The organism is Phytobacter palmae, from assembly GCF_039409775.1.
In the GTDB taxonomy this organism is placed as follows: Bacteria; Pseudomonadota; Gammaproteobacteria; order Enterobacterales; family Enterobacteriaceae; genus Phytobacter; species Phytobacter palmae.
The window spans coordinates 1-24,205 of the sequence record NZ_JBCIVJ010000024.1 but is presented as its reverse complement, the minus strand read 5'-3'; the positions used below and the strand labels follow the sequence as shown (position 1 = coordinate 24,205).

Here is a 24,205-nt window from a genome sequence, read left to right as displayed (position 1 = left end):
CCTTATGCGTTTGCCAGTGCGCGCAGCGCTTCAAGGCGGCGCATATCGAAATCGTTCAGTTCGTCGGCATAATCGTCGACAATCGGTGCCGGCCATTCGCCAGTGTCGAAAGCGTTGGCAATAGCACGCATGGTTGTCTGGTATTCCAGTGCGCCCAGCTCGAGCAATTCGGGGCTGGCTTCAACGATTGCGATCCAGTGGTAGCCCTCGTCCTTGTTAACGAAAATCCAGAAGAACTGGTCAAGCGATGCCGTATTCATGTACATCGCCGCGCTCAGGTGGTAATCGCGGTCGATAATTTCCCGGTGCAGTTTTGCCCGCAAAGCTGGCTGTTTGACGTTAAACATGCTGATGGTTTTCAGGTCAAAACCGATACGGATCCCGCTCATGTCGATTTCAAGATCGGGACGTACACGAATTTCCAGCCCGGTCTCATCGTCAAACCCGAAGTAACTCACTTCTACGGCGCGGCTGGGGTGTGTCAGGAACTTGCCAGCGGTAGGGTGAGCAAGGAGTGCTGACTGAATCGCCGTTGCGGTCGCAAGCTGCGCTCGGGTAACCAGGATTTTGTCATCCGGGTTTTCCCTCCAGGCGTCCAGCAGTTCGTCAGCAAACACCGCATCGGGTTTGACGCTTTTAACGACCTGGATCATTTCTGCTTTGGTACCGGACACTTTCAGCGGCGCGGGCTTCTGCGATTCCTGTGCAACAAGGTCAGGATTGATAATGGCCAGTTGCTCGATCAGGGCATCACGGCTGCCACTGGTTTTCACCTGAGCGGGCAGGGTGGCGTTGTACTCTTTGATGCAGGCCTTCATGGCTGCTGCGGTGAAACTCTTGTCGTCACCAACAATGCGTTTAAATTCATCTGGCAACTCAAGATACGCAATGCCAATTGCATCCTTGTCGCCGCCTAAAGACACCTGAGCGGGCAGGGTGGCGTTGTGGGCTTCCAGCAGTGCTTTGATATCGTCAGCACTGAGCTGCGGCGGCAGCGCTGCGTTGTACTCGTCGATAAAAGCCCGGAGCGTTGCCGTGGTGGTAAATGCGCCCTCCGGAATAACCGGTTCGATGCTGAATTCAGCTTCCAGATTGTCCGGCTGGAGCGCCAGCGCATGCACCAGGTTCCCCATATCCAGCACTTTGGACTGTTCGCGCGCAATGGTTTTGGCAACGTGCCGCGCATTGAAGTACATCAGCGAAACGCGCGCGTCTTTAACCTGCGTGCTGCTGATGCCGTTCGCTGCGTGGTAAACGTTGTTTGGCAGACCTTCATAGCGGCCCGGTTCGAAATAGGCCGGATATTCCGGCGCGGACTCATCGGTAGCTTCCGTATCTGCTGATTCAGAAAACGCTTTTGCCAGTTCCGGCGCCGCGCTCGCCAGAATTTGAGCATTGGTCAGGGTAACTGCTGGCGCACCAGTGTCATCAGTGCTCTGGCTTGTTGATACTTCGCTATCAGTTTTGCTTTCGACCGTGACAGTCGTTTCCATCTGCACATCGTCGGCAGCCTCTTCAAAATGGATGGTTGTTTCCGTTGTGTGGTCCCATTTCGGATCTGCCGGGTCACTGATATCCGGCACGAATTCGCCTCTGTCGATAGCTAATTGCTCGTCCACATAAGCATTGGTAATGTCGGATACAACAGAGTCCGCCTCACTGTCCTCGTCATTTTTTACCTGCATCGGCATAGGCTGGGATGAAGTGCCGCAGGCGATTTCAATAATCAGCGGGTCCGGGTTTGCATGGTCGGATTCCGTCATCACTTTGTTCAGATATTCACGGTGGCGGAATGGTGATTCCCACAGATTTTCCGGAGTGGTTTTGACGGTGGCGATGATGCAGGCGCGTGAATAATCCAGGCTGCCTGGCGTTGATACGAACAGTTCGCGCGTTGCCAGCCATTCAGGATTATCCATCTTGTTCATGATACCGTTAGCCTGAATCTCGATATCTACAGGGACGTTATAAATATTGAAATCTCGGCGGCGAGCCAGCAGACCAAGAGCAATTTCATACTCCAGGTTTAAAATAGTCTGGGGGGATTTTCGGTCGGCAGTGATCCCGCCACCGGCATTTGCACCGGACGGGGTACGATTAATCTCGGTGACGCGCTTGCCGCTGGCCCACTCTTTAACGAGCAGACCACGATCGATATGCGGAGTAGAAACCCATGCTTTGGTGAAAGTAACCACAGCGCCGAGCTCGTGACGTTTATCCTGTGCGAATACTGTCTTAACGGCCTGGGTGTATTTCCAGACGTCGTGAGTGGAGAGGCTTTTAAACCCATCGGCATTTTCGACAGCCAGCAGCATGTTCTGGACGTAGCTGTTATCCGTGTCCATTTCCAGCGCAGCAATCTGTTTGCGCTGCTCTGCGGTTGCATGGTGAGTGAATTCTTCACTGATGAACTGAGAAAGCAAAAGAGAACGCATCGGCATCTGCGCGACGGGCCATTGCATGGCGTCATCAACTTTTTGATCAATGGCGCCGGCGTTGGTTTCCACTGGTGCCGCAGGTTCTTCTATTACCACAGGTGATACCGTGGCGATTTTCTGCCAGGTAAGTCCGTCGTCGCCAAGCTCATAGCGATCGCACCAGGTGTTATCGAGGACGCCCTCGGCAGGCAGGTCATCGACGACATGCAGGTTTGTGCGAACTGGTAACTGGTAATCAGCGCCACGGCCAACTTCAATTTCAGCGTCATCGAGTTTGTTAAGAATCTCGCGTTCTGCACGAGAATCAGATTTTGCAGAGAACCAGCAAAAGAGACTTTTTAAGTCAGATTTTGCTTTAGCCTTAACGAGAAACGCGTATGTGTTCATTGCGTTGTAACTCCTTTGGGTAATAGAATCCCCGGCGCTGAATAAGCCGCCTGCGGTTTATTGGTGTTAAAAATTCCGGTGTGCTTTGGTCGGTGTCACCGGACGTACAGCCCGCTTCGGCGGGTTTTACGATTCGTGCGCCATCTGGTCATGCTCGGCGCATTGCTTTGAGCAATAGTCGTTTTCTTTGCGCGCCAGTTGGGCGCCGTGGACGTAGCGCAGTTCCTTTTTAACTTCCTTCCCTTGAGCAATTGGTTTGCGGCAGTACGCGCATTTCTTCGTTTGCATGACTCCCTCCGTTAATGAATGGCTCAGGCCATTACCCATGCCGTTCAGGAAAATCTCGACCAACAGCTCGGTGGTGTACGTGCGCTCAATGCCGCGATGCAGATAGAGCTTGCCGCGCTTGTTGGCTGATGCAGTCCAGGTTCCTTCTTTGTGCTTAACGAGCATGCCGGGCAGAACTGCGCCGCGGTTTACCGTTTGGGTGCCGTAGTGCTGATGAATCATGGTGATTCCCTCTCGTTTGCCCTTGTCGCCAGGCTGGCGGAACATTTCTTAACCTGACAACGATGCGTTTGTTGTCGATGGAGAAAAGATACAAATAAGAATTGTAATTAGCAAGAGGGATGAAAAAATAAATTTCAATCGTGAGCGTTCAAATGCAGCCTGTGAATTGGCTGCCTTGAAAAAAACGGGAGGATTACTTGTGAATATCTTGAATAATGCTGAGAACATCACCCTTGAGCAGGTCGAGCTCTTTAAGGGTTGCTTTGGCATGAACTATAAGACGCAATTTTTCAGCCTCAGGCATTTGATTGAATAATGCCAACAGCGCAGTTTCCTTTTCATCCAGTTGCCTTGGGGCTTCGTGGGGAACTGGGGCGTCGTCTTCTGCATCGAGAGGGATAAAAAACCAGTGCTCAGGTTTGCCAGTAGCTGCTGCGAGACGTTTTAACCTTTCTCCTCTGGGCGCCGATTCTCCTTTTGCCCATTGCTGAACCGCCTGGGGAGTTACCATCGCTCTCCTGGCTATGTCTGACAGATTCCAGCCGAACTCATCTCTTACAAGCTGTAGTCGGTGGGCGAACGCTTCATGAGGTGCTGTTTTCATGCCTTCCATTCTACAAGGTAGCCTTTCATTCCGCATTGCAAAAATTATTTTCATCTTCAATTGAAAATTAAATTTTCATATTGTAATCTTAATTTTCATTGACTGAGGGCCTGATATGACAAAATCAATCAAACAACGTGTTTGCTCTGTAATGACGCAAACGGAAATCGCAAAAAATCTTGGTACCACATCCCAGGCGGTGAGCCTCTGGTTAAACCATGAGGTACCCGCCCATCGAGTACTACCAATCTGCAAATTGCTCGAGTGGAAAATCACGCCTCATGAAATTCGCAGTGATATCTACCCAAATCCAACCGACGGCTTACCACGGCAGGAGGCATAGCCATGCAATCACTTACATATCAACAGGGTAATGGGTTCGCCCCGGCGATGTTGATAAATCGCGCTCAACAAAAACAGGACATCAGCTGCGATTCAATCCGGGATGCGGTTCGTTCCTGGGCTGCCAGTGAAGGGCAGGACGTCGTTGCCGCTCTCATCGTCGAGGAATGGCGGCAACGCGGCGGCGAGGGCATCGACTTCCCGGCAGACATATCGCGACAGCGGCAGAAGCTGTTTCGCTTTCTGGATAACCGGTTCGATTCCGAACAGTACAGCGAGAACGTTCGTCAACTGACGCCTGCGATCCTGGCTGTTTTGCCGCTCCAGTTTCGCGGTCGTCTTATCGGGCAGGATTGCTTCATGACGCGTTTCGCAGCGATGGAGAAGGAGCTTAGCGAAGCGAAGCAGGCAGTTCTGCTTAACGCGCCGCACCATCAGAAACTCAAAGAGATGAGCGAGGGGATAGTGGCGATGTTCCACATGGAACCAGAGCTGGTTGGGCCGCTAATGACAATCGTCACGTCAATGCTGGGGGGGATATGAAGGATTTAGAAAGGGCGAAAGCCGCGGTGCTCGAACACCAACGGCTTTCAGATGCAAAAACTGAGCGTAATTGCGGAGATGAGTATGTCAAAAACCGCTGAATTATACAAATTCCCTACGCCATCCATGGCGCAACAGGAGACTCGAATGGCTGATCTGGAAAATGGCTATCTCCGTTTAGCCAATCAGATCCAGGATGCCTTATGTATCGTTGAGTTATCAGGGCGAGAGTTCCGCGTTCTGAACGCCATTGTTCGCCTGACTTATGGCTGGTCAAAAAAGTCAGATCGCATTGCCAATAGCCTAATTGCGGACAAGACCACGCTCAAAGCTAAGCACGTATCAGAAGCCGTCCTCAGCCTGGCCTATCGCAACATCATCAAGTTGCGTCGCATAGGGCAAACGAGATACATCGGGATTAATACCAGCCTGGAACAATGGGCGTACGCAAAGCCAAAATGCTCAAATTGCCCGATTGATTTCCCAGTCAGGGAGATCGCTACATGGGTAATCACCATCCCTGAAACCGGGGAATACTATCCCCGAAAACAGGGAGAGCTACCTCCGAAAACAGGGATGGTTATCCCTGAAAATGGGGATAGTGAAAATCAACCATCAACTATCCCTGAAAAGGGGGATAGCTATCCCCGAAAACAGGGAGAGGTATCCCCGAAAACAGGGACCACCAAAGACATTCTTTCAAATACAAATATAAAACCTAATACCCCCTTTAATCCCCCAAAGGGGAAAGTGAAATTTGATCCGCTGAGTATCCCTTCCCCTGAATGGCTTGATGTCAGCGCATGGGGTGAGTGGGTTGCTTATCGCCATCAATCCGGAAAGCCGATCAAGACCGAGTTGACCGTAACCAAAGCTTTCAAGCTCCTGAGAGATTGCCTGGATGCCGGTCATGACCCTGTGGACGTGATTAACACAAGCATTGCCAATGGGTATCAGGGCTTATTCAAGCCCAAGTACGGGCTCAAGAGCACCGTTGTTCGGGACCCTAATCACATTTCACAGCCTGACAAAAAAATCCCATATGGATTCAGGGGGCACGATGAAAACGACCAATGATTTACTCAGCCGTATTCAGCGCCTTATGCCTGCGGGCGTTCAGCCAATGTTCAAAAGCGCCGAAGAGTTAATGGCCTGGCAACAGGAAGAGGGACGCAAACGCACAGCAGAACTTGAGAAACAAAACCAGCGTGCCCGATCAGAGAAAATTTTCGGTCGTGCCGGAATTCAGGATCTGCACAAGCACTGCTCGTTCTCGAACTACCAGGTCGACAACGCCGGCCAGCGAAAAGCCATGAGCATGGCGAAAAGCTACGCGCACAACTTCGGTACCGGTTTTACCAGCTTCATTTTCAGCGGCAATCCAGGCACTGGCAAAAATCATCTGGCCGCTGCCGTCGGGAATTATCTGCTTCATCACGGACATACCGTGCTGGTGGTGACCATTCCAGACCTGATGCTGCGCGTTCGGGCGTGCTACGACGGTGACCAGTCCGAAGCTGCGCTACTGGATGACCTGTGCAAAGTCGATCTGCTGGTGCTGGACGAAGTCGGCATTCAGCGCGGCAGCACCGGGGAAAAAGTCATCATCAATCAGGTCATTGACCGCCGTCTGTCATCCCTGCGCCCGGTGGGCATTCTGACGAACCTCAATCACCCGGAGCTTAGCGCCACCCTGGGCGAGCGCGTGATGGACCGTCTGCAAATGGACGGCGGGATGTGGGTGAATTTCGACTGGGATAGTCACCGTAAAAACGTTCGTCATCTCAGAGCCGTGAAGTGAGGCATCCATGAAAAATTTCATATTCAATCAGTTTGGCGCGCCTGGCCGCTGCCCGGCACATAATCGCCCGTGGACCACTGACGAGCAAAACCAGCTGATCACGCTGTACCCGACGACGACCTGCGAAGAGCTGGCCAGCCTGTTAAATCGCGGCATCCCGGCGATACGTTTTCGCATCCACAAACTGCGTGAATCCGGGCTGCTGCCGACTGTGAAGAAAAAAGCATTTTCGCAGGTGGAAGATGATTTTATCCGGCGCAACGCCAGCACCATGACCGCGAAAGAAATTGCGACTCATTTGCCCGGACGTTCGGCGCAGAACGTATACCGCCGTGCATTTCTGCTTGGCGTGAGCCTGGCCAAGTGCGGCAACGCTCACTGGAGTACTACTTGCCCGGACGAGGATGCCGCGCTGATTCGTGCATTACGCGACGACGGTATGCGCCCGAGTGTTATCGCTGAAAAATTCGAGGTATCCCGTCAGATGATCAGTTGGGTCTATCACCGACGCCTGGCCGCTGAGGATGCTGTGCACATCGGGAGGTCCAATGAGCGCTAAAACTGCAATTAAAAAATACCTGGCTAACCATGCCACCTTCACTTCGGCTGAGGTTTCTGCTGCTACCGGGATTTCAACGAAAACTCTTTGCTCGGCAGCGTTCCACATGTGCCGGGCAGGTGAGTTGGTTATCGACAGCCGAAACTGGCGCACTGTGACGTATCGCGCCACGACCGACTTCGACCGGATGAATAAGAACTTCATTTTCGAAGAATGCCGCAGCAGCGCCGCTATGCAGCGCGTTCTGTCAGTTTACGGGGTGAGAGTATGAACATTCAGCAACTACTTGATGCAGCAGAACCCGCATCCCGTTACGTGCCGACGGCAACGGCAGAACTGATTACCGGGCTGGCTAATGCTGTTCGCCGGTTGCAGGCGGTGAACGCTGCACAACTCGCTGTAATCGAGTCTGTTCGCGCCGTGGCCGCACATTCTGACGGCATCGCGGGCTGGCACAAGAACGGCAACATCGCCACTTGGGGTGAAGTACTTCCAGAACTGGAAGACTGCGAAACCGTCGGGCAGCAAACAGATCCCCTGGAAGAACGCCGCCGCCGCAATCGAGAGGCGAATGCTCGCGCTCGTGCAAAAGAGACGCCGGAACAGCGCGCGTACCGACAGGCAAAGAACCGTGAACGTATGCGTAAAAGCCGTGGCGGGGAGGTGCAATCGTGAGCGACGCATTACTCGAGTACGCCTACCGCCGGATCGTTGAGCTGGAAAAAATGTTGCTTGTGGATGTGCAGGAAACGGTCTGGCCTGCCGAGGTCAAACTGGTCTATTCGCAGATTGAACGCGCCGGGGAACTACCGGCGCATCACCAGAAACGTTTACGCCATCACATCAATCGCATGTGGCTGGAACAAATGCCCGTACCGTCAATCGTGGACGCCGCCAAATCGCTGGCCATCATCATGGAGAAATACGCGTGAGAGAAATCATTGTTGATAATTTTGCTGGCGGTGGCGGGGCGTCAACCGGAATTGAAATGGCAATTGGCCGAAGTGTTGATATTGCGATCAACCACGATGAGAACGCTGTTGCTATGCATACGACAAATCACCCGGGAACGCTGCACTACTGCGAGAGCGTTTTTGACGTAAATCCCCCGGTCGTTACCGCAGGTATGCCCGTGGGGCTGGCATGGTTTTGCCCAGATTGTAGGCACTTCTCCAAAGCGAAAGGCGGTACCCCGGTAGAAAAAGCGATTCGCGGCTTAGCCTGGATTGTGGTTAGGTGGGCGCTGACGGTGCGCCCCCGCGTCATGATGCTGGAAAACGTTGAGGAGTTCCGCACCTGGGGACCGCTGCTGGTGGCGGAAATGCGTCCAGACCCGGAGCGCATAGGCGAGACGTTTAATGCGTTCGTCAGCATGCTGTCCAATGGCATAAGTGTTGATCACCCGGCACTGGCCGAGTGCTGCGAGTTTCTGAATATCGAGCCAGGCAGCAAGCAGGCGCAGCAGCTGGTGGCCGGACTGGGCTACGCAGTCGAACATCGTGAATTGCGAGCGTGTGATTACGGCGCGCCGACAATCCGCAAACGCTTTTTCATGGTGATGCGCTGTGACGGTGAGCCAATCAGTTGGCCGGAACAAAGTCATGGGGATCCTAAAACAGCCGCGGTAAAATCCGGTGCGCTAAAACCGTGGCGAACGGCGGCGGAATGTATCGACTGGTCAATCCCGTGCCCGTCAATTTTCGACCGCAAAAAGCCATTGGCCGCAAACACAATGCGCCGTATCGCGAGAGGTATTGAGCGTTTCGTGGTAAACAGCGCTTCGCCGTTTATCGTGAAGTGCAACCACACCAGCACTAAAACGAATTACGACTGTTTCCGGGGCCAGTCGCTGGACGAACCAGCTCAGACGATTACCAAAAAGCACGGTTTTGCGATCGCTACTCCGGTAGTGGCTCCGATATTTGCTGGCACTGGGGGTTCATCGTTCCAGATGAAGCCACGCCCGGTGGACAAACCATTTTTCACACTGCTTACGCAGAACCGGACAAATATCATCGTGCCGCGCCTGGCACCGATAATTTCCCGGCAGTTCGGCAACAGTATCGGTCACCGCGTTGATGAGCCGAGCGCAACCGTGACAGCTGGCGGCGGCGGTAAATCTCAATTGGTATCAACAACGCTGATTCAGATGGGTTACGGTGAACGGGTAGGGCAGGCACCGCGAATCCTCCAGATGGAGAAACCACTGGGCACCGTTACCGCTGGTGGCAATAAGTTCGCCGTGGTGGCGGCAAACCTCGTTAAACATTTTGGCGGGAATTACACGGGGGCGGGGATTGGCCTGGATGAACCGGCGCACACGGTCACAACCACTGACCACCATGCATTGATCACTTCGAGCATTGTCAAAATGCGCGGTACCAATATTGGGCAGCCAACCGACACGCCATTGCAAACCGTAACGGCCGGTGGCCTACACTTTGGTGAGATGCGCGCGTTGCTGGCTGCTAACGACTATGACGAGCGCCGGGCCGATCAGGTTGCTGCATTCCTGCGCGAATACGGCATCAGTGAGTTCGTCACCATCAAGGGTGTGCTTTATCGTATTGTCGACATCGGCATGCGCATGCTGCAACCCCGCGAGTTGTACGCCGCCCAGGGATTCCCGGAATGGTACATCATCGACCGCGACTATCGCGGCGTGAAGTACGCAAAAGACAAGCAGGTTGCCCGGTGCGGCAACGCGGTGCCGCCCCCGTTCGCCGAGGCGCTGGTAAGAGCAAACTTGCCGGAGCTGTGTGTCTCGAAACAAGAAGCTGCATAACACGCTCCAACCAAGCCTCGCAATTGCGGGGCTTTTATTTATCTTTTTTCGGTCTAAACATAAAAGCGATTAGAGCTGATGCAACCGCAGTCCAGAAAACTACGTTGGTAAGAAATACTCCAATATATATATGGTTATAAATGACAACACCGAAGAAGATAATGGTTATAGCTGCTATACAGGCGAAGAAGTTAAAAATCTTTATGCGCATCATGTAGGTTATGTTCATGTGGGTTTGGGTTAATATATACCGTCAGTAACCGTCAAAAAAGTAGGCCCAATGAGCGACTGGAATTTAGCTGCAAAACCGCAGGACGAGATGGACAAGGTTAACGTTGACCTGGCGGCTGCCGGCGTGGCGTACAAAGAGCGGCTTAACCAGCCGGTTGTGGCGGAGCAGGTAGCGCGCGAACAGCCCGAGCACCTTAGGGACTATTTCATGGAGCGAGTGCGCTTCTACCGTGAGAAGAGCCTGCAACTTCCTCGCGCAAGCGACCCGCAATACACCGCAATGGCAGAGGCCAATAAGAAGTAGCTCTCGTTTCTCGCAATTAACTCACAAGGCCTCGCATTCGCGGGGCTTTTTCTTGTTCGCCCATCGGTCCAGTCCGTTTGAATCGCATGATCGATAATTCCGATCGATATTATAAAATTGATCTGCATAAGTGATTAATTGTTGATCACGCTCGCCAGCTTTGCCCCCTCTGTATTACGCAAAACCAACCATTTAATCTCAAAAACGGTTTCTTTCAAACGAAATTGTCTGCCAAAGCAAAAATAAAATAATCATAAATATCATTCATTTATTTTGTGTTGATTAATGCCATCCTTTAAAATACTGTATATAACAACAGTGCTTAGTTGTTGGCTATAGCCAGAGAAAAATAAGAGTGGAGCGCCGTCTGGGGTGCAAAGGGGGTTAGCGTGGCTGAGGTGTGTTCTGATGAGGGAGAGGACTACGATCTTGTGAGGCGTTCCGATGGAACTGTCGCGAGTTCGTTTAAGCTTCGACCGGGTGATCGCATTCTTCTGAATAGCGATGGTATGGAGGTTGGTCATAAACATCTCCAGGCAGACGAACGCGTCATCGCACGTGATTCCCTCGTTGAAATTGTCAGGGAGTTGACCGCCAACAATTGACCTTTTTCGTGCCGGAATAGCATAATGTTTGTATCGGCCTGAACAACCGATAGCCTGACTACGATGCGCCACGGAGAACACCATGGCGCAGTTACAACTCATCAAGCAATCATCAGGAATCCTGATCCCCGCTACGCCGGAGACCAGCGAATTACTGCAAACAAAAATCAAGCTTGGCGCCGTGCTGGTGGCTGAGTTTACGAAGGTCCGAAATCCCGCTTTTCACCGCAAATTCTTTGCCTTGCTCAATCTCGGGTTTGAATATTGGGAGCCTACGGGCGGCGCAATTTCGTCTAACGAGCGCAAGCTGGTGCAAGGGTACGCTAAATACCTCATGACGTTCGGCGGGAATGAAACCGCGCTGCTGGATGCCGCTGAGCAATATCTTGATCAGGTCGCCAGTCGCCGCGTCACGAACGGTATTAGCCTCTGCAAATCCTACGACGCATATCGTGCCTGGGTAATCGTTGAAGCCGGGCATTATGACGCTATTCAGTTGCCAGACGGCACCCTTCGCAAATATCCCCGCAGTATCTCATTCGCCAACATGGACGAAACCGAATTCCAGCAGCTGTATAAAGCCGCACTGGATGTTCTCTGGCGTTGGATATTGTCCCGGTCATTCGAAGACCAGCGCGCAGTTGAGAACGCGGCGTCTCAACTCATGGGCTTTGCGGGGTGATGGTGATGAAAGAGACCTGGTTTAATTACCCCGAATGCACAACACAGCAGGCAGATGACCTCCTGGCTGAATACCAGCGCCGTGGGGTCAAGGTTGAACGAAGCCTGAACCCTGATTACATCACCTGGACAGTGAGCGCCCGGCTGCCTGAAAGCAGCAAGCCGCCGCGTGCCAACCGCCAGTATCAAAACCGGATGTGGGGGTGAGCGTGGCAAAGACAGAGAAGTGCCTCTTCTGCGGTAAGCCCGCAACTCTATATTGTGATGGGATCATCGGCTGGGATGCTGACGAGGATGAAAATCATCACCTTTCCAATGCCCGGGGGATCTTTACCTGCGACGCGCCAATGTGTGCAGAGTGCGGAACCTGGCATGGCAATATCTTCTTTTCAGGTAAAGCGGGTGGAATGGAAACCCGCGATTACTGCCCACTTTGCCAGGCACTGCACGTAAGCGGTGACGTTATCCGTGAAGACCTGCACCGAAAAGGTAAGGCTATTCGTGAACCAGCTCTACAGGCAGAGCAGGCCGCAATCATCAGAAAGGCGCACTGGAACAGTTATCTGAATGAGCATCGCCGGGAACTGAACGCAATTCAGGGAGGTGGACAACAATGCCTGCCATTCTGAAAAAGAAACCACGCCGCAAATGCACCGTGTGCCGGGAGTGGTTCCATCCAACCCGTGATGGTCAGTTTGTCTGTTCATTCGAATGCGCCAGCGCCCACGGCAAAGCCGCGAACGATGCCGCAAAGGCCGCCGCTCAGTTGCAGGTCAAACAGCAGCAGAAAAAGGCAGCGAAGAGCGAGCGTAAGCGCCAGGCAGAACGCCGAATGGCGGTGAAGCCGCTCAGCTACTTCATCAAGCAGGCTCAGCAGGCATTTAACGATTTCATCCGGTACCGGGATCGGCATCTGACATGCATCAGCTGCGACCGCCACCATGACGGCCAGTATCACGCAGGGCACTATCGCACGACCGGCGCGAACCCGGAACTGCGCTTTGATGAAGACAACTGTCATAAGCAGTGCTCAGTCTGCAACAACCACTTGTCCGGAAACCTCACCTCATATCGCCCGGCGCTGATCGCCAAAATCGGCCAGGCGCGCTTTGACGCTCTGATGGGCCCACACGCATTACCAAAATGGACCATGGATGACTACATCCGGATCCGCGACAAGTACCGGGCGAAGCTTCGCGAGCTGAAAAAGCAGGAGGCTGCGTGATTTACGACCTCAAATTGCCGCATTGGGCAACGCTTTTGAATTGCCCGTTCTGTGGAGGAGTGGCGGAACTATCTCCTGATGGCGAAGGTGTTTATGCCGGATGCGTCAACAACACATGCCTGATTAAGCCGATCACTGACACCTATCCAACAAAGCGGGATGCCATTCGCGCCTGGAACCGGAGACCATCGTGAAACAAGAATACATCCAATACCAGGCCGAAAGCGTAGCGCGGGCGAAACTGCCCGCTGTGAAGTGCCACAGCAAACCAGTCAAATCGAACACACAGCAAACAGCGGGAGCAGCAGCATGAACCTCGAATCATTGCCGAAATTCTATTCGCCAAAATCACCGAAGCTCAATGACCAAACTCCGGCGACAAGTTCTGATGCATTAACCATTACTGACGTTATGGCGGCGCAAGGGATGGTGCAGTCAAAAGCCCCATTAGGCTTCTCGTTGTTCCTGGCGAAGGTTGGCATTAGTGATCCGCAGATCGCAATCGACGGACTGATGGGTTATGCGCAATCACTCAGAAACCCAGTGCTTATGAAACTTAGCGATAAAGCACGCGCGGAAATACTGCCTGTTTTGGCCCAGTTCGCATACGCCGACTATTCCCGGTCTGCTGCCAGCAAATCGACCTGTCCTCATTGCGAAGGGAAGGGGATCCTCCGTTCGAAAATGGACGTTGTTAAGCATCCAGGAGTGAAGGGTGTCGGGCCAAAAATTAAAAATGAACAGGTTGAGGACATTTGCACGCATTGTGATGGGAAGGGGGAGGTCAGTACTGCCTGCCGCGGATGCAAAGGGAAGGGAAAAGTGTTTGATGAGAAGAGAAGTAAATTGCACGGGATGCCAGTTTTGAAGATTTGTAGCCGCTGCAATGGGCATAGGTACAGTCGCGTACCTACAAGTCTGGCGCGTTTCATCGTGGAAAAGATTGTTCCAGACCTCACTCAGTATCAGTGGTACAGCGGCTACGCAGAGGTTATCGATAAGCTGGTCACAAAATGCTGGCAGGAAGAAGCGTATGCCGAAGCACAACTGCGTAAGGTCACACGTTAGAGTCATTTTGATGAATTTTAGCGACATGATGGTTGCAATTCTCAAAAAAACTGGTTAGGATTTTCCTAACGATGGGATTTTATGCCTATTCGTAAGCAAACAAATTCAAAGCCTCGGCACCTCGCCGGGGCTTTTTCGTATATAGGTCTCATCCAACGGCTGCTCATAGCCAATACAGGATGTTGGTAACCGAAGCATTTGCTGATAAAGAATGAGAAGTAAATCACTAATTATTAGGGATTGAATCCCATTATTTTGTGCTTTAGAGTGCCTGGCGTGGTGAATCCCCCTATGCGGCGGGGCGAAGTTGTCAGGTAATACGCAAAACACGCGGGTCAATGCATGGCATGCTAAAGGCTCACCGGGAGGCACCCGGCGCCACATTCAATGCATGTATAACAATACGTCCATAGTTTCTCTTAGGCCTGTTCGTCCGAGCAGGCCTTTTTTTAACTTGCTCTTGAGCCCGGCAGGTTGCTTTCTGTTTCTGACTCTCAGACCAGATTTCTTCATTCACCGGAACCACTTGTTGACGAAGCGGTAGAGTAACCCTACATTATTTTTGTGGTGAATCCCCCTTTGCGGCGGGGTATTACTGGTTAAGCCTTATTAGCTATATGCGGAATGTTGTCACCAGTCAGCATTTCACCGGGAGGCACCCGGCACCACAGTATTCTCTGTTTTATTAATTATTTCTTTCGGCCTGCTCCCTGCGAGTGGGCCTTTTTTTATTCCCTCTCATCCACACAGCACTTCCCAAAAGCGGAGGTGGAGTATGTATCGAATGGAAAAAATCACAACTGGTGTGAGCTACGGTTTCGCCGGAGCAAACGGAGGGTTCTGGGTGCTCCAGCTACTGGATAAAGTCTCGCCCTCACAATGGGCGGCTATTGGTGTTCTCGCGAGCGTCCTGTTTGGTCTGTTGACTTATCTGACCAATCTGTATTTCAAAATCAAAGAAGATCGGCGCAAAGCCGCCAGGGGTGAGTGATGGCAAACAGGGCAAAGCTTAGTGCGGCAATGTTGTCTCTCATCGCTGCAGGCGCATCAGCGCCGGTACTGTTTGATCAGTTTATCAGCGAGAAAGAAGGTAACGCGCTGGTGGCCGTTGTCGATCCAGGTGGCGTTTGGTCACTGTGTCATGGTGTAACGGTTATCAATGGCAAGCCTGTCATTAAAGGCCAGCGTGCTACAGAGGAACAGTGCAAAAAGGCTAATGCTATCGAGCGTGATAAGGCACTTGCATGGGTGGACCGGAATATCAAAGTGCCACTAACTGAACCGCAGAAAGTAGGTATTGCGTCATTCTGCCCTTACAACATCGGTCCCTCTAAGTGTTTCCCTTCGACGTTCTACCAACGCATCAATGCTGGCGACCGCAAAGGGGCATGTGAGGCTATCCGCTGGTGGATTAAAGACGGTGGCCGTGACTGCCGGTTGACAAAAGGCCAGGCGAACGGCTGTTACGGGCAGGTAGAGCGACGGGATCAGGAAAGCGCACTGACGTGCTGGGAGCTGGATAAATGACGCCAAAAGCCTGGTTGATAATTGGGGCAGAGTTACTCCTGTCGCTCCTTCTGATTTATATCCTGCTTGGTCAAATTAACAGTGAGAAAAAGCGGGCCGACGATGCCACATCGCTGGCTAAACAGCGTCAGGAAACCATTGACGATATGACAGTACGTCAGCGTGATGTCGCCACGCTCGATGCGAAATACACTGGAGAACTCGCAGATGCTAAAAAGCAGCTTGAAGACCTGCAGCGTTGCGTTAGCACTGGTAAGTGTGGGCTGCAGCTCAACGCCACCTGCAGTAAGGGCAACACCGCCAGCGCCGCCAGCCTGGATGATGCAACCGGCCCCCGACTTACTGACGCCGCTGAACGGGATTATTTCACCCTCAGAGAGCGAATCGAAACAGTCACCAAACAACTGACGGGCCTGCAGGCTTATGTGCGCGAGCAGTGCCTGAAATAAGGAGTAAAAATGTCTGAAATCACTGTTACAAGCGTCCAGCAAATCCGCTTAAACCTGCTGGCCAACCTGAACTATGACACCGCAGCAGCGGCTGAGGCGATTAAGTTTGTGGGTGATGATCCGCTCAAGTATCAAATCTTCGTTAACCAGCTTAGCCGGGTTACGACAGAAAGCGGATTGGTAGCCAAGGCAACAAAAGCAATCAAGGAGTCAGAGGAAGCACTTCTGCTTTTCGATGTAGATTCTGGCGGTTAATCGGGCCGGTTTGTAATTGCCATTACAGAAGCTCTTTATCGAGGGGCTTCGATAATGTCTTACCGTTAAAGGCTAAACAAACATGACAACAGTGGCATGGGATGGAAAGACGCTGGCATCTGATAGCCAGGCGACGGCGAGTGATTCTGTCTGTACGTTGCGAGAGCAAAAGATTTTCTACCCTCGCGATAACGAGATATGGATGGTCAACGGTGAGAAGATCCTTGCGGTTGGGTATGCAGGTGACTGCGGGGCAGAGTTTGAGGTTCAGGATTTAATGCTCGAAGGCCTTACCTACAAATCGACATTTAACCCCGAGAGCTCATTTGGTGCACTAGCAGTTGCTGGCGAAGGCCGTGCGTGGATTGTCAGCAAAGACACCGATAAAACGCATGCAGCAATCTCCCTCCAGCAGGACCCGTACGCTATGGGTAGTGGCGGAACGATTGCCAGAGCAGCCATGCTCTGTGGGAAGAATGCTATTGAAGCCGTCCGTATAACCATTGAAATGGATGTGTACAGCGGCGGCAGGGTTCAGTCATTCACGACGAGTGCAGAAGCCCAAAACATCAAACAGGATTAACCCATGGCAAAACCGGACTGGGGCGAGCTCCTGCAACGGTTCCTGTCCGATCATGCCGCAACCGGCGTATCACCTAAGGATTGGTGTGAAGCGCAGGGACTGAATTACGCTACTGCCCGCCGACATATAAAAAAGCCTTCTGCGCAAAATGCGCAAAAGAATGCGCAGAAGAAGTTGCGCACTGCGCAAAAGGAAAAAAGCGCAGAAGAACTGGTGGATGCCAAACTGAGCCCAAAGGTAAAGCGCTTTATTGCTGAATACCTCAAGGACCAGAACGCCACGGCAGCTGCTGAACGGGCTGGATATAGTGACCCGAACTATGGTCGCCAGCTCATTACGAATCCTAACGTTGCGCAGGCTATTGCGCAGCAGCAGAAGGCATCCATTGAGCGCACGCTGGGCAGTGCCGATGAAGTGCTGGAACAGATGTGGCGGCTTGCCAATTTCGATGCAAACCACCTTTCGCAATATCGACGAGGGAGTTGTCGTTACTGCTGGGGCTTCGGCCATCACTATCAGTGGCGAGATGCCGTTGAGTTCGAAGAGGCGTTGGCGAAGGTTGAGGGCAAAGAGGGTGCCAGGCAACCAGAAGACCCAGGCGGCTATGGCTATGATCACAACCGTGAACCAAACCCCGGATGCCCTCGCTGTAATGGTGATGGCATTGGTCAGCCATATTTCGCCGACACTCGTAAACTGGCCCCTGATGCTGCACTGGCTTACTCAGGGGTAAAGCTCGGCAAGAATGGCATCGAGATAACGGCCATCAGCCGGGAGCGAATGTATGAGGCGGTAATGAAGCGCCTCGGACTGTCTGATAGTGAGTTCGCGCAACGCCTGCAGCAGATTGAAATCGAGCGCCGCCAGTTGGAGGTGGAAAAACTCCGCAAAGAGCTGGCAGCCGATCCTGAGGACGAAATACCGCTGCCCGTGGCAATCAATATCAACATCGCGGATGCGCGCGTAAGGAATGACGATGACGGGGATATCGCCAACCCTTAACGTGCCGCAGGCGCAATTTCTGGCGATGCCGCATAAATTCAAAGCCTATGTTGCGGGCTTTGGCTCTGGTAAGACGTGGGTAGGATGCGGCGGCATATGCAAGGGGATGTGGGAGCACCCCAGAATCAACCAGGGATATTTCGCACCGACATATCCGCAGATCCGTGACATTTTCTACCCGACAGTAGAGGAGGTTGCGTTTGACTGGGGATTAACGGTCAAAATCAACGAGAGCAACAAAGAGGTCCATTTTTACGCCGGACGACAGTACCGCGGAACCACTATCTGCCGCTCAATGGAGAAGCCATCTACCATCGTGGGCTTCAAAATCGGCAATGCGCTGGTGGACGAACTGGACGTGATGCCCGCAGCCAAAGCGCAGCAGGCGTGGCGTAAAATCATCGCCCGTATGCGCTATAAGGTTGATGGCCTACGTAACGGGATTGACGTCACCACCACGCCGGAAGGATTTAAGTTTGTTTACCAGCAGTTCGTCAAAGCCGTACGTGATAAGCCGGAGCTGGCAACCCTTTACGGGCTGGTGCAGGCCTCGACGTTCGACAACGAAAAGAACCTGCCGGATGACTATATCCCCTCGCTGCTGGCGAGCTATCCGCCTGAGCTTATCAAAGCGTACCTGCGCGGTCAGTTCACTAACCTGACCAGCGGGACCATTTACCACCAGTTCGACCGTAAGCTGAATAACTGCAAAGAAGAAGAACAGCCCGGCGAGCCGCTGTATATCGGTATGGATTTTAACGTCGGGAAAATGGCTGGAATTGTTCATGTGCTGCGTCTTGGGCTTCCCTGCGCCGTCACGGAAATTATCAAGGCGTACGACACCCCTGACATAATCCGCATCATTAAAGAGCGGTTCTGGTTGTATGACGGTCGAGACTACCGGAAGGTGCGGGAGATCTACATTTACCCTGATGCCTCTGGCGACTCTCGTAAATCAGCTCATGCCAGCACTACGGATATCGCCCAGCTCAAGCAGGCTGGCTTCAACGTGATTGTGAACGATTCAAACCCGCCGGTAAAAGACCGCATCAATTCGATGAATGCCATGTTCTGCAACGGCAACGGTGAGCGTCGCTACAAAGTGAATGTAAAGCGCTGCCCTGTTTATACAGAATCGCTTGAACAACAGGTATGGGGCGAAAACGGTGAACCGGACAAGAAAGCCGACAATGACCACCCAAACGATGCTGGTGGGTATTTCATCATTAAACAATTCCCGATCATCAAACCGACTGGCAAAGTCACTCAACTTCGGATGTAAACCATGCCTGATATTTCAACACCCAACCTCGACTATAACGACATGGTTGAGGCCTGGGATATCAACGATGCGCTGATGGGCGGTACGCTTGAAATGCGTCGACAGGGGAAGTTGTATCTTCCGAAATGGCCCAACGAAGATCCTGACAGCTACAGAGAACGATTAGCAGCTGCAACCTTGCTTCCTGCCTATGAAGAAGCGATTAAACAGAACATTGGGCGCGTATTTGCTGAGCCTACGGTATTGAGCGAAAGCGCGCCTGAAACAATAAAGGAGTTAGCACCTGATATTGATATGGAAGGAAACCGGATCGATGTCTGGGCACAGCAATTTTTCAGCATCGGATTCCAGTACGGTCTGGTGCATGCGCTGGTGGATTTCCCGAAGGTTGACCCCGAGACGGTAAAAACAAAGGCTGACGAAAAAGCAGCAGGCTCACGCCCGTATGCCACGATGCTCAATCCCCGCCAGGTTATCGGATGGAAGTCGAAAGTAGTCAAAGGGAAGGTGGTTCTGACAGACCTGCGCATTAAAGAGGTGATCGTTGTCGATGGCAACGATTACGGGCAGACGAAGGTTGAGCAGATTCGGCACATCATGCCCCGCAAAGTCGAAATTTATCGCCGTAATAAGGGTGAAAACGGCGAAAGCCAATGGTCGATTCACGATGAGTGGGAAACCAGCCGTGATGACATTCCCTTGGTGACGCTCTACACGAAGCGAACAGGATTTATGCGCGGCTCTCCGCCGTTGCTGAACCTGGCATTGCTGAACATCAAGCACTGGCAGAGCCAGAGTGAGCAGGACAACATTCTGCATGTCGCCCGTGTACCGTTGCTGGTGGCCTATGGACTGGCGGAAGGTGAAGCGTTAACGATCGGATCATCAACAGCGACTCGTTTCGACAACCGCGAAAGGCAGGGTCTGGAATATGTTGAGCATACCGGCGCGGCCATTGGCGCCGGGAAAATCTCACTGGAAGACCTGGAAAACCAGATGCGTCAGGCCGGGGCAAAATTGTTGCGCGCCGAAAACACCTCAACCAAATCTGATGACCAGACGCATGAAGAGCACATGCAGGAGAATTCACCTCTTTATACGATGGCAAGCTCACTGGAAGACGCGCTCGATAACATCCTGCAAATCATGGCGGAATGGCTCGGTGAAACTGAGGGCGGTAATGTTGATGTGCGTACCGAGTTGGATGTTTCGGCGCAGACATTCGACTCTGCGGCCGCTACGGCAGTTCAGTCATTACGCCAGGGGGGCGATATTCGTCAGATTGATGCCGTGCGGGTGCTGCAGGCGCTGAAATTTATCGACCCGGACGCGAACCCAGACGAAGTGATCGACGAGCTGAGAAATCAGCAGGTGACGCTCTCCGGCGGCCCTTAATAATACTGGTGGTGTAAATGGTAACGGCGAATGAACAGTTGAGCGATGAGTCTCTGGCTCATGCAATCTGGATTAGTCGATATAGCACCGGCGTTGCCAATCGCATGGTTAAATTGCTTAACGACAGTGACGCCGAGTTAACGGCGCGGTTGTTGGTGGCTATTGATACGCTGGACGCAAATAGTTTCACCGTGTCGCGCCTGGAATCACTGCTTGTGAGCGTCAGAGCGATGAATCGCGAGGCCGTTCAGTCGATGTACGCCGGGCTATCCTCTGAGTTGCATGGACTGGCGCAGAGTGAAGCTGGTTTCCAGTTAAGCCTGTTTCAGTTTGCGATCCCTGATGACGTGCTGGAGCTTCATCCGCTGGTGGGCATTTCCCCGGATGCTGTTTATGCGGCGGCTATGGCCCGGCCATTTCAGGGGCGGCTGCTTTCTGAATGGGCTGACAATCTTGAAGCCGACCGTATGGCGCGCATCAGCAATACGGTGCGGCAGGGTTTCCTGCTGGGTGATACGCATGAGCAGATAGCCCGCAAGGTTCGTGGTCACGCTAACCGAGGCTATCAGGACGGCGCGCTGCAAATGAGTCGGGCCAACGCCGCCAGTATTGCTAAAACGGCGGTGGGACACCTCGCGGCGACGGCGCGGCAGAATTTCGCTACAGCGAACGACGACATTCTTAAGGGTAAGCAGTGGCTGTCTACTTTGGATAACCGGACATCAAAAGATTGCCGAATTCGTGACCGTCTAAAATACACCCTGGACAACAAACCTATCGGCCACAAAATCCCTTATCTGCAAGGACCGGGTAAAATTCACTTTTGTTGCCGCAGCGTCGAAACTTACATCCTCAAATCCGCTGATGAGCTCGGCATTGCTATCGGACAAATATCGGATAGCTCCCGCGCCAGCATGGACGGTCAGGTTCCTGCGGATACCGATTATCAGGGCTGGTTTTCGCGGCAGTCATTCACGCGGCAGTCCCAAATTGTCGGCGTGACGCGCGCGAGGCTGATTCGTGATGGCGGCATGTCAGCGGATGAGTTCTATTCCGACAAAGGTGAATGGCTGACGCTGGATCAATTGCGGGAACGTGACGACCGGGCGTTTAGTGACGCTGGGATGTGATATTCTTCATAAAACACCTTCGCTTGAGGCTAACATGAACGATAACCAATCGGATTTAATGAAAATTATTGTTGATGGGAAAGATGTCTTTGTACCGTATCAGGTGGAAGTATCCATTGGCGGTTATCAAAGAAAGATCCCGTTAATTGATGAAAGCAATTTGATTGAAGTTACGACGTTAGGGAGTGATGTCCCAGAGTTCATTAGCCATTAACGTTGAGATAACTGCTTAAAGGTCTCTCAGGCGGCCTTTTTTATTATCTGAAATTCACAACAGGCTGCCTCAAGGCGGCCTTTTTTATGCCTGCCGCTGAGCGGATGCGACGCGGTGACCGGGTCGGATGACCTATTACCAATGGCCGGAAGGCCGGAGCAAAACCAATGAAACTCAAACTCGATGCTAATGGACATGTGGTCGTTGAAAACGGTATGCCGGTATTCACTCATGATGACGGCAAAGAAATCCCGTTCGATGCGGTCGCAGCGATGGCCAAAATCACCTCCCTGAACGGTGAGGCCAAAACTCACCGCGAAGCGAAGGAGGCGGCGGAAGCCAGTCTCGCTAAGTTCGCAGGCATCACCGACCCGACCAAGGCACTCGAAGCCCTGGAGATGATGACCAAAATCGACCAGAAGAAGCTGATCGACGCTGGCGCCGTTGACCAGGTGAAGGCTGAAATCACTAAGGCATTCCAGCAGCAACTGGACGAAGCGAATGGCAAGAGTCAGAAACTGGAAACCCAGCTCTATGACGAGATGATCGGCGGTCGCTTCGGCGGCTCGAAGTTTATCTCCGAGAAGATGGCAATTCCGGCTGAGTTCGTGCGTTCCCACTTCGGGAAGAACTTCAAAATTGAAGATGGCAAGGTCGTGGCCTACGACGGGCAGGGGAATAAAGTGTTCTCCCGCACCAAGCCTGGCGAACTGGCTGGATTTGATGAAGCACTGGAGGCACTGGTCGAGTTGCATCCGCAGAAAGATTACATCCTCAAAGCGTCCGGCAATAGCGGCGGCGGTTCACACCAGTCGCAGCACCAGGCCGGACAAAAAACGATGAAACGCACTGCGTTTGATCAGCTTTCCCCGGGCGAAAAATCCCAGGCAATGAAAGACAAGATCACCATCGTCGAATAATCCGTTATTGCCGCTTCCCGGATGGGTGACGGCGCAGAGGCTGGAAGGCCACCCAAAACACAAACCCTAACCAGTTAAGAAGGAAATACCATGGCGAATACGCTGACCGGCCTCCTGCCCGATATGTATGAGGCTCTCGACGTTATCTCTCGCGAGATGACTGGTTTTATCCCGGCAGTAAGCCGAAACAGCAATGTTGAACGCGCTGCTATCGGGCAGAACGTTCTTGTCCCTGTCACAAATTCTGCTGCATCCGCAGACAACACCCCGGGCGTTACTGCGCCGAATACCGGTGATGCGGTGGTGGATAATGTCCAGGTGGCAATCACCAAATCGAAACACGTCCCGGTGCGCTGGAACGGTGAAGAAACAAAAGGCCTGATGAATGCCGGTACCTTCTCCACCATTCAGGCAGATCGTTTCTACCAGGCCATGCGTACGCTGGTGAACGAAATCGAAAATGACCTGTGGCTGGAAGCATATAAAAACGCCTCCCGTGCATATGGTACCGCTGGCACCACGCCATTTGGCACTGCCGCCGACATGTCAGATTTCGCTGGCGTTCTGCGCATTCTGGAAGAAAACGGTGCACCAAAAACCGATCTGCAACTGGTTCTCGGCCATGCGGCAATCGGTAATCTTCGCGGTAAGCAGTCTGGTCTCTTCAAAGTCAACGAGGCGGGTTCCTCTGACATGCTGCGTAACGGTATGACCAACCGCATCATGGGTATGGCAATCCGTCATTCCGACCCGATCAGCCTGGTTACAAAAGGCTCCGGCGCAGGTTACCTCACTAATGGTGCGGCGGCGGCTGGCTCTACCGGTATCGCTATTGATACCGGCACCGGCACAATCCTGGCAGGCGATATCATTACGCTGAACGGCGATACCAACAAATACGTGGTTAATTCTGCGCTTGCTGGTGGTGTCACCTCTATTGGTAAGCCTGGCTTGCTGCTGGCTGCTGCCGATGGAGCAGCGTTGACGGTAGGTAACAGCTATACGCCTAACGTGGCATTTGCTCGCTCTGCAATCGTTCTGGCGACTCGCGCACCGGCGAAGCCGGAAGGCGGAGATGCTGCCGACGACACCACGATCATCACCGACCCGGTTACCGGGTTGTCGTTCGAAATCGCGGTATATCGCCAGTTCTTGCAGGTTGTCTACCATGTCCGGCTGGCCTGGGGCTACCGTGCAATCAAGAGCGAGCATATTGCTCTTCTGGCCGGCTAACACAACCACAAACTAAGGGGCTTCGGCCCCTTTTCCTATTGGAGGGCCTATGGCCGGATTAACCAGAGAGCAGCGTGCTCAGCGCGCAGCAGAAAAGCTTGCCGCACAGAATAGTACGGAACACACTCCTGC

General features: G+C 52.7%; 31 protein-coding genes. 28 read left to right on the top strand and 3 right to left on the bottom strand.

The annotated features are described in order from the left end of the window. Positions 1-2: 2 nt before the first annotated feature. The 3 genes from AAIG39_RS21730 to AAIG39_RS21720 form a co-directional block, all read right to left on the bottom strand. The gene (locus AAIG39_RS21730; protein ID WP_343194722.1) at positions 3-2,825 is read right to left on the bottom strand and encodes a RecE family exodeoxyribonuclease; all 2,823 of its coding nucleotides are present in this window, start codon (positions 2,823-2,825) and stop codon (positions 3-5) included. 126 nt (positions 2,826-2,951) lie between these two features. Further along, a complete protein-coding gene (locus AAIG39_RS21725; RefSeq protein ID WP_343194740.1) occupies positions 2,952-3,113 on the bottom strand; it encodes a YdaE family protein in 162 nt (53 codons plus the stop codon). Between the two features lie 415 nt (positions 3,114-3,528). Next, a complete protein-coding gene (locus AAIG39_RS21720; RefSeq protein WP_343194721.1) occupies positions 3,529-3,948 on the bottom strand; it encodes a helix-turn-helix domain-containing protein in 420 nt (139 codons plus the stop codon). Positions 3,949-4,054: 106 nt separating this feature from the next. Here AAIG39_RS21720 and AAIG39_RS21715 point away from each other — a divergent pair, with 106 nt between their 5' ends. The 28 genes from AAIG39_RS21715 (at position 4,055) to AAIG39_RS21585 (ending at position 24,073) form a co-directional block, all read left to right on the top strand. Next, positions 4,055-4,282 carry a transcriptional regulator gene (locus tag AAIG39_RS21715; RefSeq protein WP_343194720.1) on the top strand — a complete coding sequence of 76 codons (228 nt, stop codon included), beginning with the start codon at positions 4,055-4,057 and terminating at the stop codon, positions 4,280-4,282. A gap of 2 nt (positions 4,283-4,284) precedes the next feature. Then, the gene (locus AAIG39_RS21710) at positions 4,285-4,824 is read left to right on the top strand and encodes a toxin YdaT domain-containing protein (RefSeq protein ID WP_343194719.1); all 540 of its coding nucleotides are present in this window, start codon (positions 4,285-4,287) and stop codon (positions 4,822-4,824) included. A gap of 78 nt (positions 4,825-4,902) precedes the next feature. Next, on the top strand, positions 4,903-5,901 hold the full coding sequence (locus tag AAIG39_RS21705; protein ID WP_343194739.1) for a replication protein: 999 nt from the start codon (positions 4,903-4,905) through the stop codon (positions 5,899-5,901). Then, positions 5,885-6,625, top strand: a complete 741-nt coding sequence (locus AAIG39_RS21700) for an ATP-binding protein (RefSeq protein WP_343194718.1) — start codon at positions 5,885-5,887, stop codon at positions 6,623-6,625. The genes AAIG39_RS21705 and AAIG39_RS21700 overlap by 17 nt, the downstream gene beginning before the upstream one ends. Positions 6,626-6,632: 7 nt before the next feature. Next, entirely contained in the window at positions 6,633-7,184 is a 552-nt protein-coding gene (locus AAIG39_RS21695) for an AsnC family protein (RefSeq protein ID WP_343194717.1), read from the top strand. After that, positions 7,174-7,455, top strand: a complete 282-nt coding sequence (locus tag AAIG39_RS21690) for a protein ren (RefSeq protein WP_343194716.1) — start codon at positions 7,174-7,176, stop codon at positions 7,453-7,455. Before AAIG39_RS21695 ends, AAIG39_RS21690 begins: the two co-directional genes overlap by 11 nt. Beyond that, positions 7,452-7,859 (top strand): hypothetical protein, encoded by a 408-nt coding sequence (locus AAIG39_RS21685; protein ID WP_343194715.1) that lies wholly within the window; start codon positions 7,452-7,454, stop codon positions 7,857-7,859. Before AAIG39_RS21690 ends, AAIG39_RS21685 begins: the two co-directional genes overlap by 4 nt. Before the next feature lie 50 nt (positions 7,860-7,909). After that, positions 7,910-8,116: a hypothetical protein gene (locus AAIG39_RS21680; RefSeq protein WP_343194738.1), complete on the top strand. Its 207-nt coding sequence runs from the start codon at positions 7,910-7,912 to the stop codon at positions 8,114-8,116. Beyond that, the gene (locus AAIG39_RS21675) at positions 8,113-9,969 is read left to right on the top strand and encodes a DNA cytosine methyltransferase (protein WP_343194714.1); all 1,857 of its coding nucleotides are present in this window, start codon (positions 8,113-8,115) and stop codon (positions 9,967-9,969) included. Before AAIG39_RS21680 ends, AAIG39_RS21675 begins: the two co-directional genes overlap by 4 nt. A 280-nt stretch (positions 9,970-10,249) precedes the next feature. Further along, a complete protein-coding gene (locus tag AAIG39_RS21670) occupies positions 10,250-10,504 on the top strand; it encodes a DNA polymerase III subunit theta (protein WP_343194713.1) in 255 nt (84 codons plus the stop codon). 687 nt (positions 10,505-11,191) lie between these two features. Further along, the gene (locus tag AAIG39_RS21665; RefSeq protein WP_343194712.1) at positions 11,192-11,791 is read left to right on the top strand and encodes a DUF1367 family protein; all 600 of its coding nucleotides are present in this window, start codon (positions 11,192-11,194) and stop codon (positions 11,789-11,791) included. Continuing rightward, the gene (locus AAIG39_RS21660; RefSeq protein WP_343194711.1) at positions 11,791-11,997 is read left to right on the top strand and encodes a hypothetical protein; all 207 of its coding nucleotides are present in this window, start codon (positions 11,791-11,793) and stop codon (positions 11,995-11,997) included. The genes AAIG39_RS21665 and AAIG39_RS21660 overlap by 1 nt, the downstream gene beginning before the upstream one ends. A gap of 2 nt (positions 11,998-11,999) precedes the next feature. Beyond that, positions 12,000-12,419 (top strand): hypothetical protein, encoded by a 420-nt coding sequence (locus AAIG39_RS21655; RefSeq protein WP_343194710.1) that lies wholly within the window; start codon positions 12,000-12,002, stop codon positions 12,417-12,419. Continuing rightward, positions 12,416-13,015: a recombination protein NinG gene (locus tag AAIG39_RS21650; protein ID WP_343194737.1), complete on the top strand. Its 600-nt coding sequence runs from the start codon at positions 12,416-12,418 to the stop codon at positions 13,013-13,015. Before AAIG39_RS21655 ends, AAIG39_RS21650 begins: the two co-directional genes overlap by 4 nt. Beyond that, on the top strand, positions 13,012-13,209 hold the full coding sequence (locus tag AAIG39_RS25770) for a Lar family restriction alleviation protein (protein ID WP_425503342.1): 198 nt from the start codon (positions 13,012-13,014) through the stop codon (positions 13,207-13,209). The genes AAIG39_RS21650 and AAIG39_RS25770 overlap by 4 nt, the downstream gene beginning before the upstream one ends. Positions 13,210-13,324: 115 nt before the next feature. Then, complete coding sequence (locus AAIG39_RS21645) at positions 13,325-14,083, top strand: antitermination protein (RefSeq protein WP_343194709.1); 759 nt, start codon at positions 13,325-13,327, stop codon at positions 14,081-14,083. Between the two features lie 775 nt (positions 14,084-14,858). Beyond that, positions 14,859-15,074 (top strand): class II holin family protein, encoded by a 216-nt coding sequence (locus AAIG39_RS21640; RefSeq protein WP_343194708.1) that lies wholly within the window; start codon positions 14,859-14,861, stop codon positions 15,072-15,074. After that, a complete protein-coding gene (locus AAIG39_RS21635; protein ID WP_343194707.1) occupies positions 15,074-15,610 on the top strand; it encodes a lysozyme in 537 nt (178 codons plus the stop codon). Before AAIG39_RS21640 ends, AAIG39_RS21635 begins: the two co-directional genes overlap by 1 nt. Continuing rightward, on the top strand, positions 15,607-16,059 hold the full coding sequence (locus AAIG39_RS21630) for a lysis protein (protein WP_343194706.1): 453 nt from the start codon (positions 15,607-15,609) through the stop codon (positions 16,057-16,059). Before AAIG39_RS21635 ends, AAIG39_RS21630 begins: the two co-directional genes overlap by 4 nt. A gap of 9 nt (positions 16,060-16,068) precedes the next feature. Beyond that, entirely contained in the window at positions 16,069-16,314 is a 246-nt protein-coding gene (locus tag AAIG39_RS21625) for a DUF2560 family protein (protein WP_343194705.1), read from the top strand. A gap of 82 nt (positions 16,315-16,396) precedes the next feature. Beyond that, the gene (locus AAIG39_RS21620; RefSeq protein ID WP_343194704.1) at positions 16,397-16,897 is read left to right on the top strand and encodes a hypothetical protein; all 501 of its coding nucleotides are present in this window, start codon (positions 16,397-16,399) and stop codon (positions 16,895-16,897) included. 3 nt (positions 16,898-16,900) lie between these two features. Then, positions 16,901-17,899 carry a terminase small subunit gene (locus AAIG39_RS21615; protein ID WP_343194703.1) on the top strand — a complete coding sequence of 333 codons (999 nt, stop codon included), beginning with the start codon at positions 16,901-16,903 and terminating at the stop codon, positions 17,897-17,899. Next, the gene (locus AAIG39_RS21610; protein ID WP_343194702.1) at positions 17,874-19,181 is read left to right on the top strand and encodes a terminase large subunit domain-containing protein; all 1,308 of its coding nucleotides are present in this window, start codon (positions 17,874-17,876) and stop codon (positions 19,179-19,181) included. Before AAIG39_RS21615 ends, AAIG39_RS21610 begins: the two co-directional genes overlap by 26 nt. A gap of 3 nt (positions 19,182-19,184) precedes the next feature. Then, positions 19,185-20,576, top strand: coding sequence for a DUF4055 domain-containing protein (locus AAIG39_RS21605; RefSeq protein ID WP_343194701.1), 1,392 nt, complete (start codon positions 19,185-19,187; stop codon positions 20,574-20,576). A 17-nt stretch (positions 20,577-20,593) separates the two neighbouring features. Further along, positions 20,594-21,706, top strand: a complete 1,113-nt coding sequence (locus tag AAIG39_RS21600) for a phage minor head protein (protein ID WP_343194700.1) — start codon at positions 20,594-20,596, stop codon at positions 21,704-21,706. A gap of 34 nt (positions 21,707-21,740) precedes the next feature. Continuing rightward, complete coding sequence (locus tag AAIG39_RS21595) at positions 21,741-21,920, top strand: hypothetical protein (protein WP_343194699.1); 180 nt, start codon at positions 21,741-21,743, stop codon at positions 21,918-21,920. Positions 21,921-22,087: 167 nt separating this feature from the next. After that, complete coding sequence (locus AAIG39_RS21590) at positions 22,088-22,840, top strand: DUF6651 domain-containing protein (protein ID WP_343194698.1); 753 nt, start codon at positions 22,088-22,090, stop codon at positions 22,838-22,840. Between the two features lie 90 nt (positions 22,841-22,930). After that, positions 22,931-24,073 carry a major capsid protein gene (locus tag AAIG39_RS21585; RefSeq protein ID WP_343194697.1) on the top strand — a complete coding sequence of 381 codons (1,143 nt, stop codon included), beginning with the start codon at positions 22,931-22,933 and terminating at the stop codon, positions 24,071-24,073. The last annotated feature ends 132 nt before the right edge of the window (positions 24,074-24,205 follow it).

Bases quoted from the DNA above. Each gene is read 5' to 3' on its own strand.
- AAIG39_RS21595 (WP_343194699.1), top strand. From the start codon at position 21,741: ATGAACGATAACCAATCGGATTTAATGAAAATTATTGTTGATGGGAAA.
- AAIG39_RS21730 (WP_343194722.1), bottom strand. From the start codon at position 2,825: ATGAACACATACGCGTTTCTCGTTAAGGCTAAAGCAAAATCTGACTTA.
- AAIG39_RS21665 (WP_343194712.1), top strand. From the start codon at position 11,192: ATGGCGCAGTTACAACTCATCAAGCAATCATCAGGAATCCTGATCCCC.
- AAIG39_RS21630 (WP_343194706.1), top strand. From the start codon at position 15,607: ATGACGCCAAAAGCCTGGTTGATAATTGGGGCAGAGTTACTCCTGTCG.
- AAIG39_RS21725 (WP_343194740.1), bottom strand. From the start codon at position 3,113: ATGCAAACGAAGAAATGCGCGTACTGCCGCAAACCAATTGCTCAAGGG.
- AAIG39_RS21610 (WP_343194702.1), top strand. From the start codon at position 17,874: ATGACGGGGATATCGCCAACCCTTAACGTGCCGCAGGCGCAATTTCTG.
- AAIG39_RS21620 (WP_343194704.1), top strand. From the start codon at position 16,397: ATGACAACAGTGGCATGGGATGGAAAGACGCTGGCATCTGATAGCCAG.
- AAIG39_RS21660 (WP_343194711.1), top strand. From the start codon at position 11,791: ATGGTGATGAAAGAGACCTGGTTTAATTACCCCGAATGCACAACACAG.
- AAIG39_RS21590 (WP_343194698.1), top strand. From the start codon at position 22,088: ATGAAACTCAAACTCGATGCTAATGGACATGTGGTCGTTGAAAACGGT.
- AAIG39_RS21690 (WP_343194716.1), top strand. From the start codon at position 7,174: ATGAGCGCTAAAACTGCAATTAAAAAATACCTGGCTAACCATGCCACC.
- AAIG39_RS21680 (WP_343194738.1), top strand. From the start codon at position 7,910: ATGTTGCTTGTGGATGTGCAGGAAACGGTCTGGCCTGCCGAGGTCAAA.
- AAIG39_RS21705 (WP_343194739.1), top strand. From the start codon at position 4,903: ATGAGTATGTCAAAAACCGCTGAATTATACAAATTCCCTACGCCATCC.
- AAIG39_RS21695 (WP_343194717.1), top strand. From the start codon at position 6,633: ATGAAAAATTTCATATTCAATCAGTTTGGCGCGCCTGGCCGCTGCCCG.
- AAIG39_RS21720 (WP_343194721.1), bottom strand. From the start codon at position 3,948: ATGGAAGGCATGAAAACAGCACCTCATGAAGCGTTCGCCCACCGACTA.
- AAIG39_RS21635 (WP_343194707.1), top strand. From the start codon at position 15,074: ATGGCAAACAGGGCAAAGCTTAGTGCGGCAATGTTGTCTCTCATCGCT.
- AAIG39_RS21645 (WP_343194709.1), top strand. From the start codon at position 13,325: ATGAACCTCGAATCATTGCCGAAATTCTATTCGCCAAAATCACCGAAG.
- AAIG39_RS21715 (WP_343194720.1), top strand. From the start codon at position 4,055: ATGACAAAATCAATCAAACAACGTGTTTGCTCTGTAATGACGCAAACG.
- AAIG39_RS21600 (WP_343194700.1), top strand. From the start codon at position 20,594: ATGGTAACGGCGAATGAACAGTTGAGCGATGAGTCTCTGGCTCATGCA.
- AAIG39_RS21615 (WP_343194703.1), top strand. From the start codon at position 16,901: ATGGCAAAACCGGACTGGGGCGAGCTCCTGCAACGGTTCCTGTCCGAT.
- AAIG39_RS21685 (WP_343194715.1), top strand. From the start codon at position 7,452: ATGAACATTCAGCAACTACTTGATGCAGCAGAACCCGCATCCCGTTAC.
- AAIG39_RS21670 (WP_343194713.1), top strand. From the start codon at position 10,250: ATGAGCGACTGGAATTTAGCTGCAAAACCGCAGGACGAGATGGACAAG.
- AAIG39_RS21625 (WP_343194705.1), top strand. From the start codon at position 16,069: ATGTCTGAAATCACTGTTACAAGCGTCCAGCAAATCCGCTTAAACCTG.
- AAIG39_RS21700 (WP_343194718.1), top strand. From the start codon at position 5,885: ATGAAAACGACCAATGATTTACTCAGCCGTATTCAGCGCCTTATGCCT.
- AAIG39_RS21585 (WP_343194697.1), top strand. From the start codon at position 22,931: ATGGCGAATACGCTGACCGGCCTCCTGCCCGATATGTATGAGGCTCTC.
- AAIG39_RS21710 (WP_343194719.1), top strand. From the start codon at position 4,285: ATGCAATCACTTACATATCAACAGGGTAATGGGTTCGCCCCGGCGATG.
- AAIG39_RS21640 (WP_343194708.1), top strand. From the start codon at position 14,859: ATGTATCGAATGGAAAAAATCACAACTGGTGTGAGCTACGGTTTCGCC.
- AAIG39_RS21605 (WP_343194701.1), top strand. From the start codon at position 19,185: ATGCCTGATATTTCAACACCCAACCTCGACTATAACGACATGGTTGAG.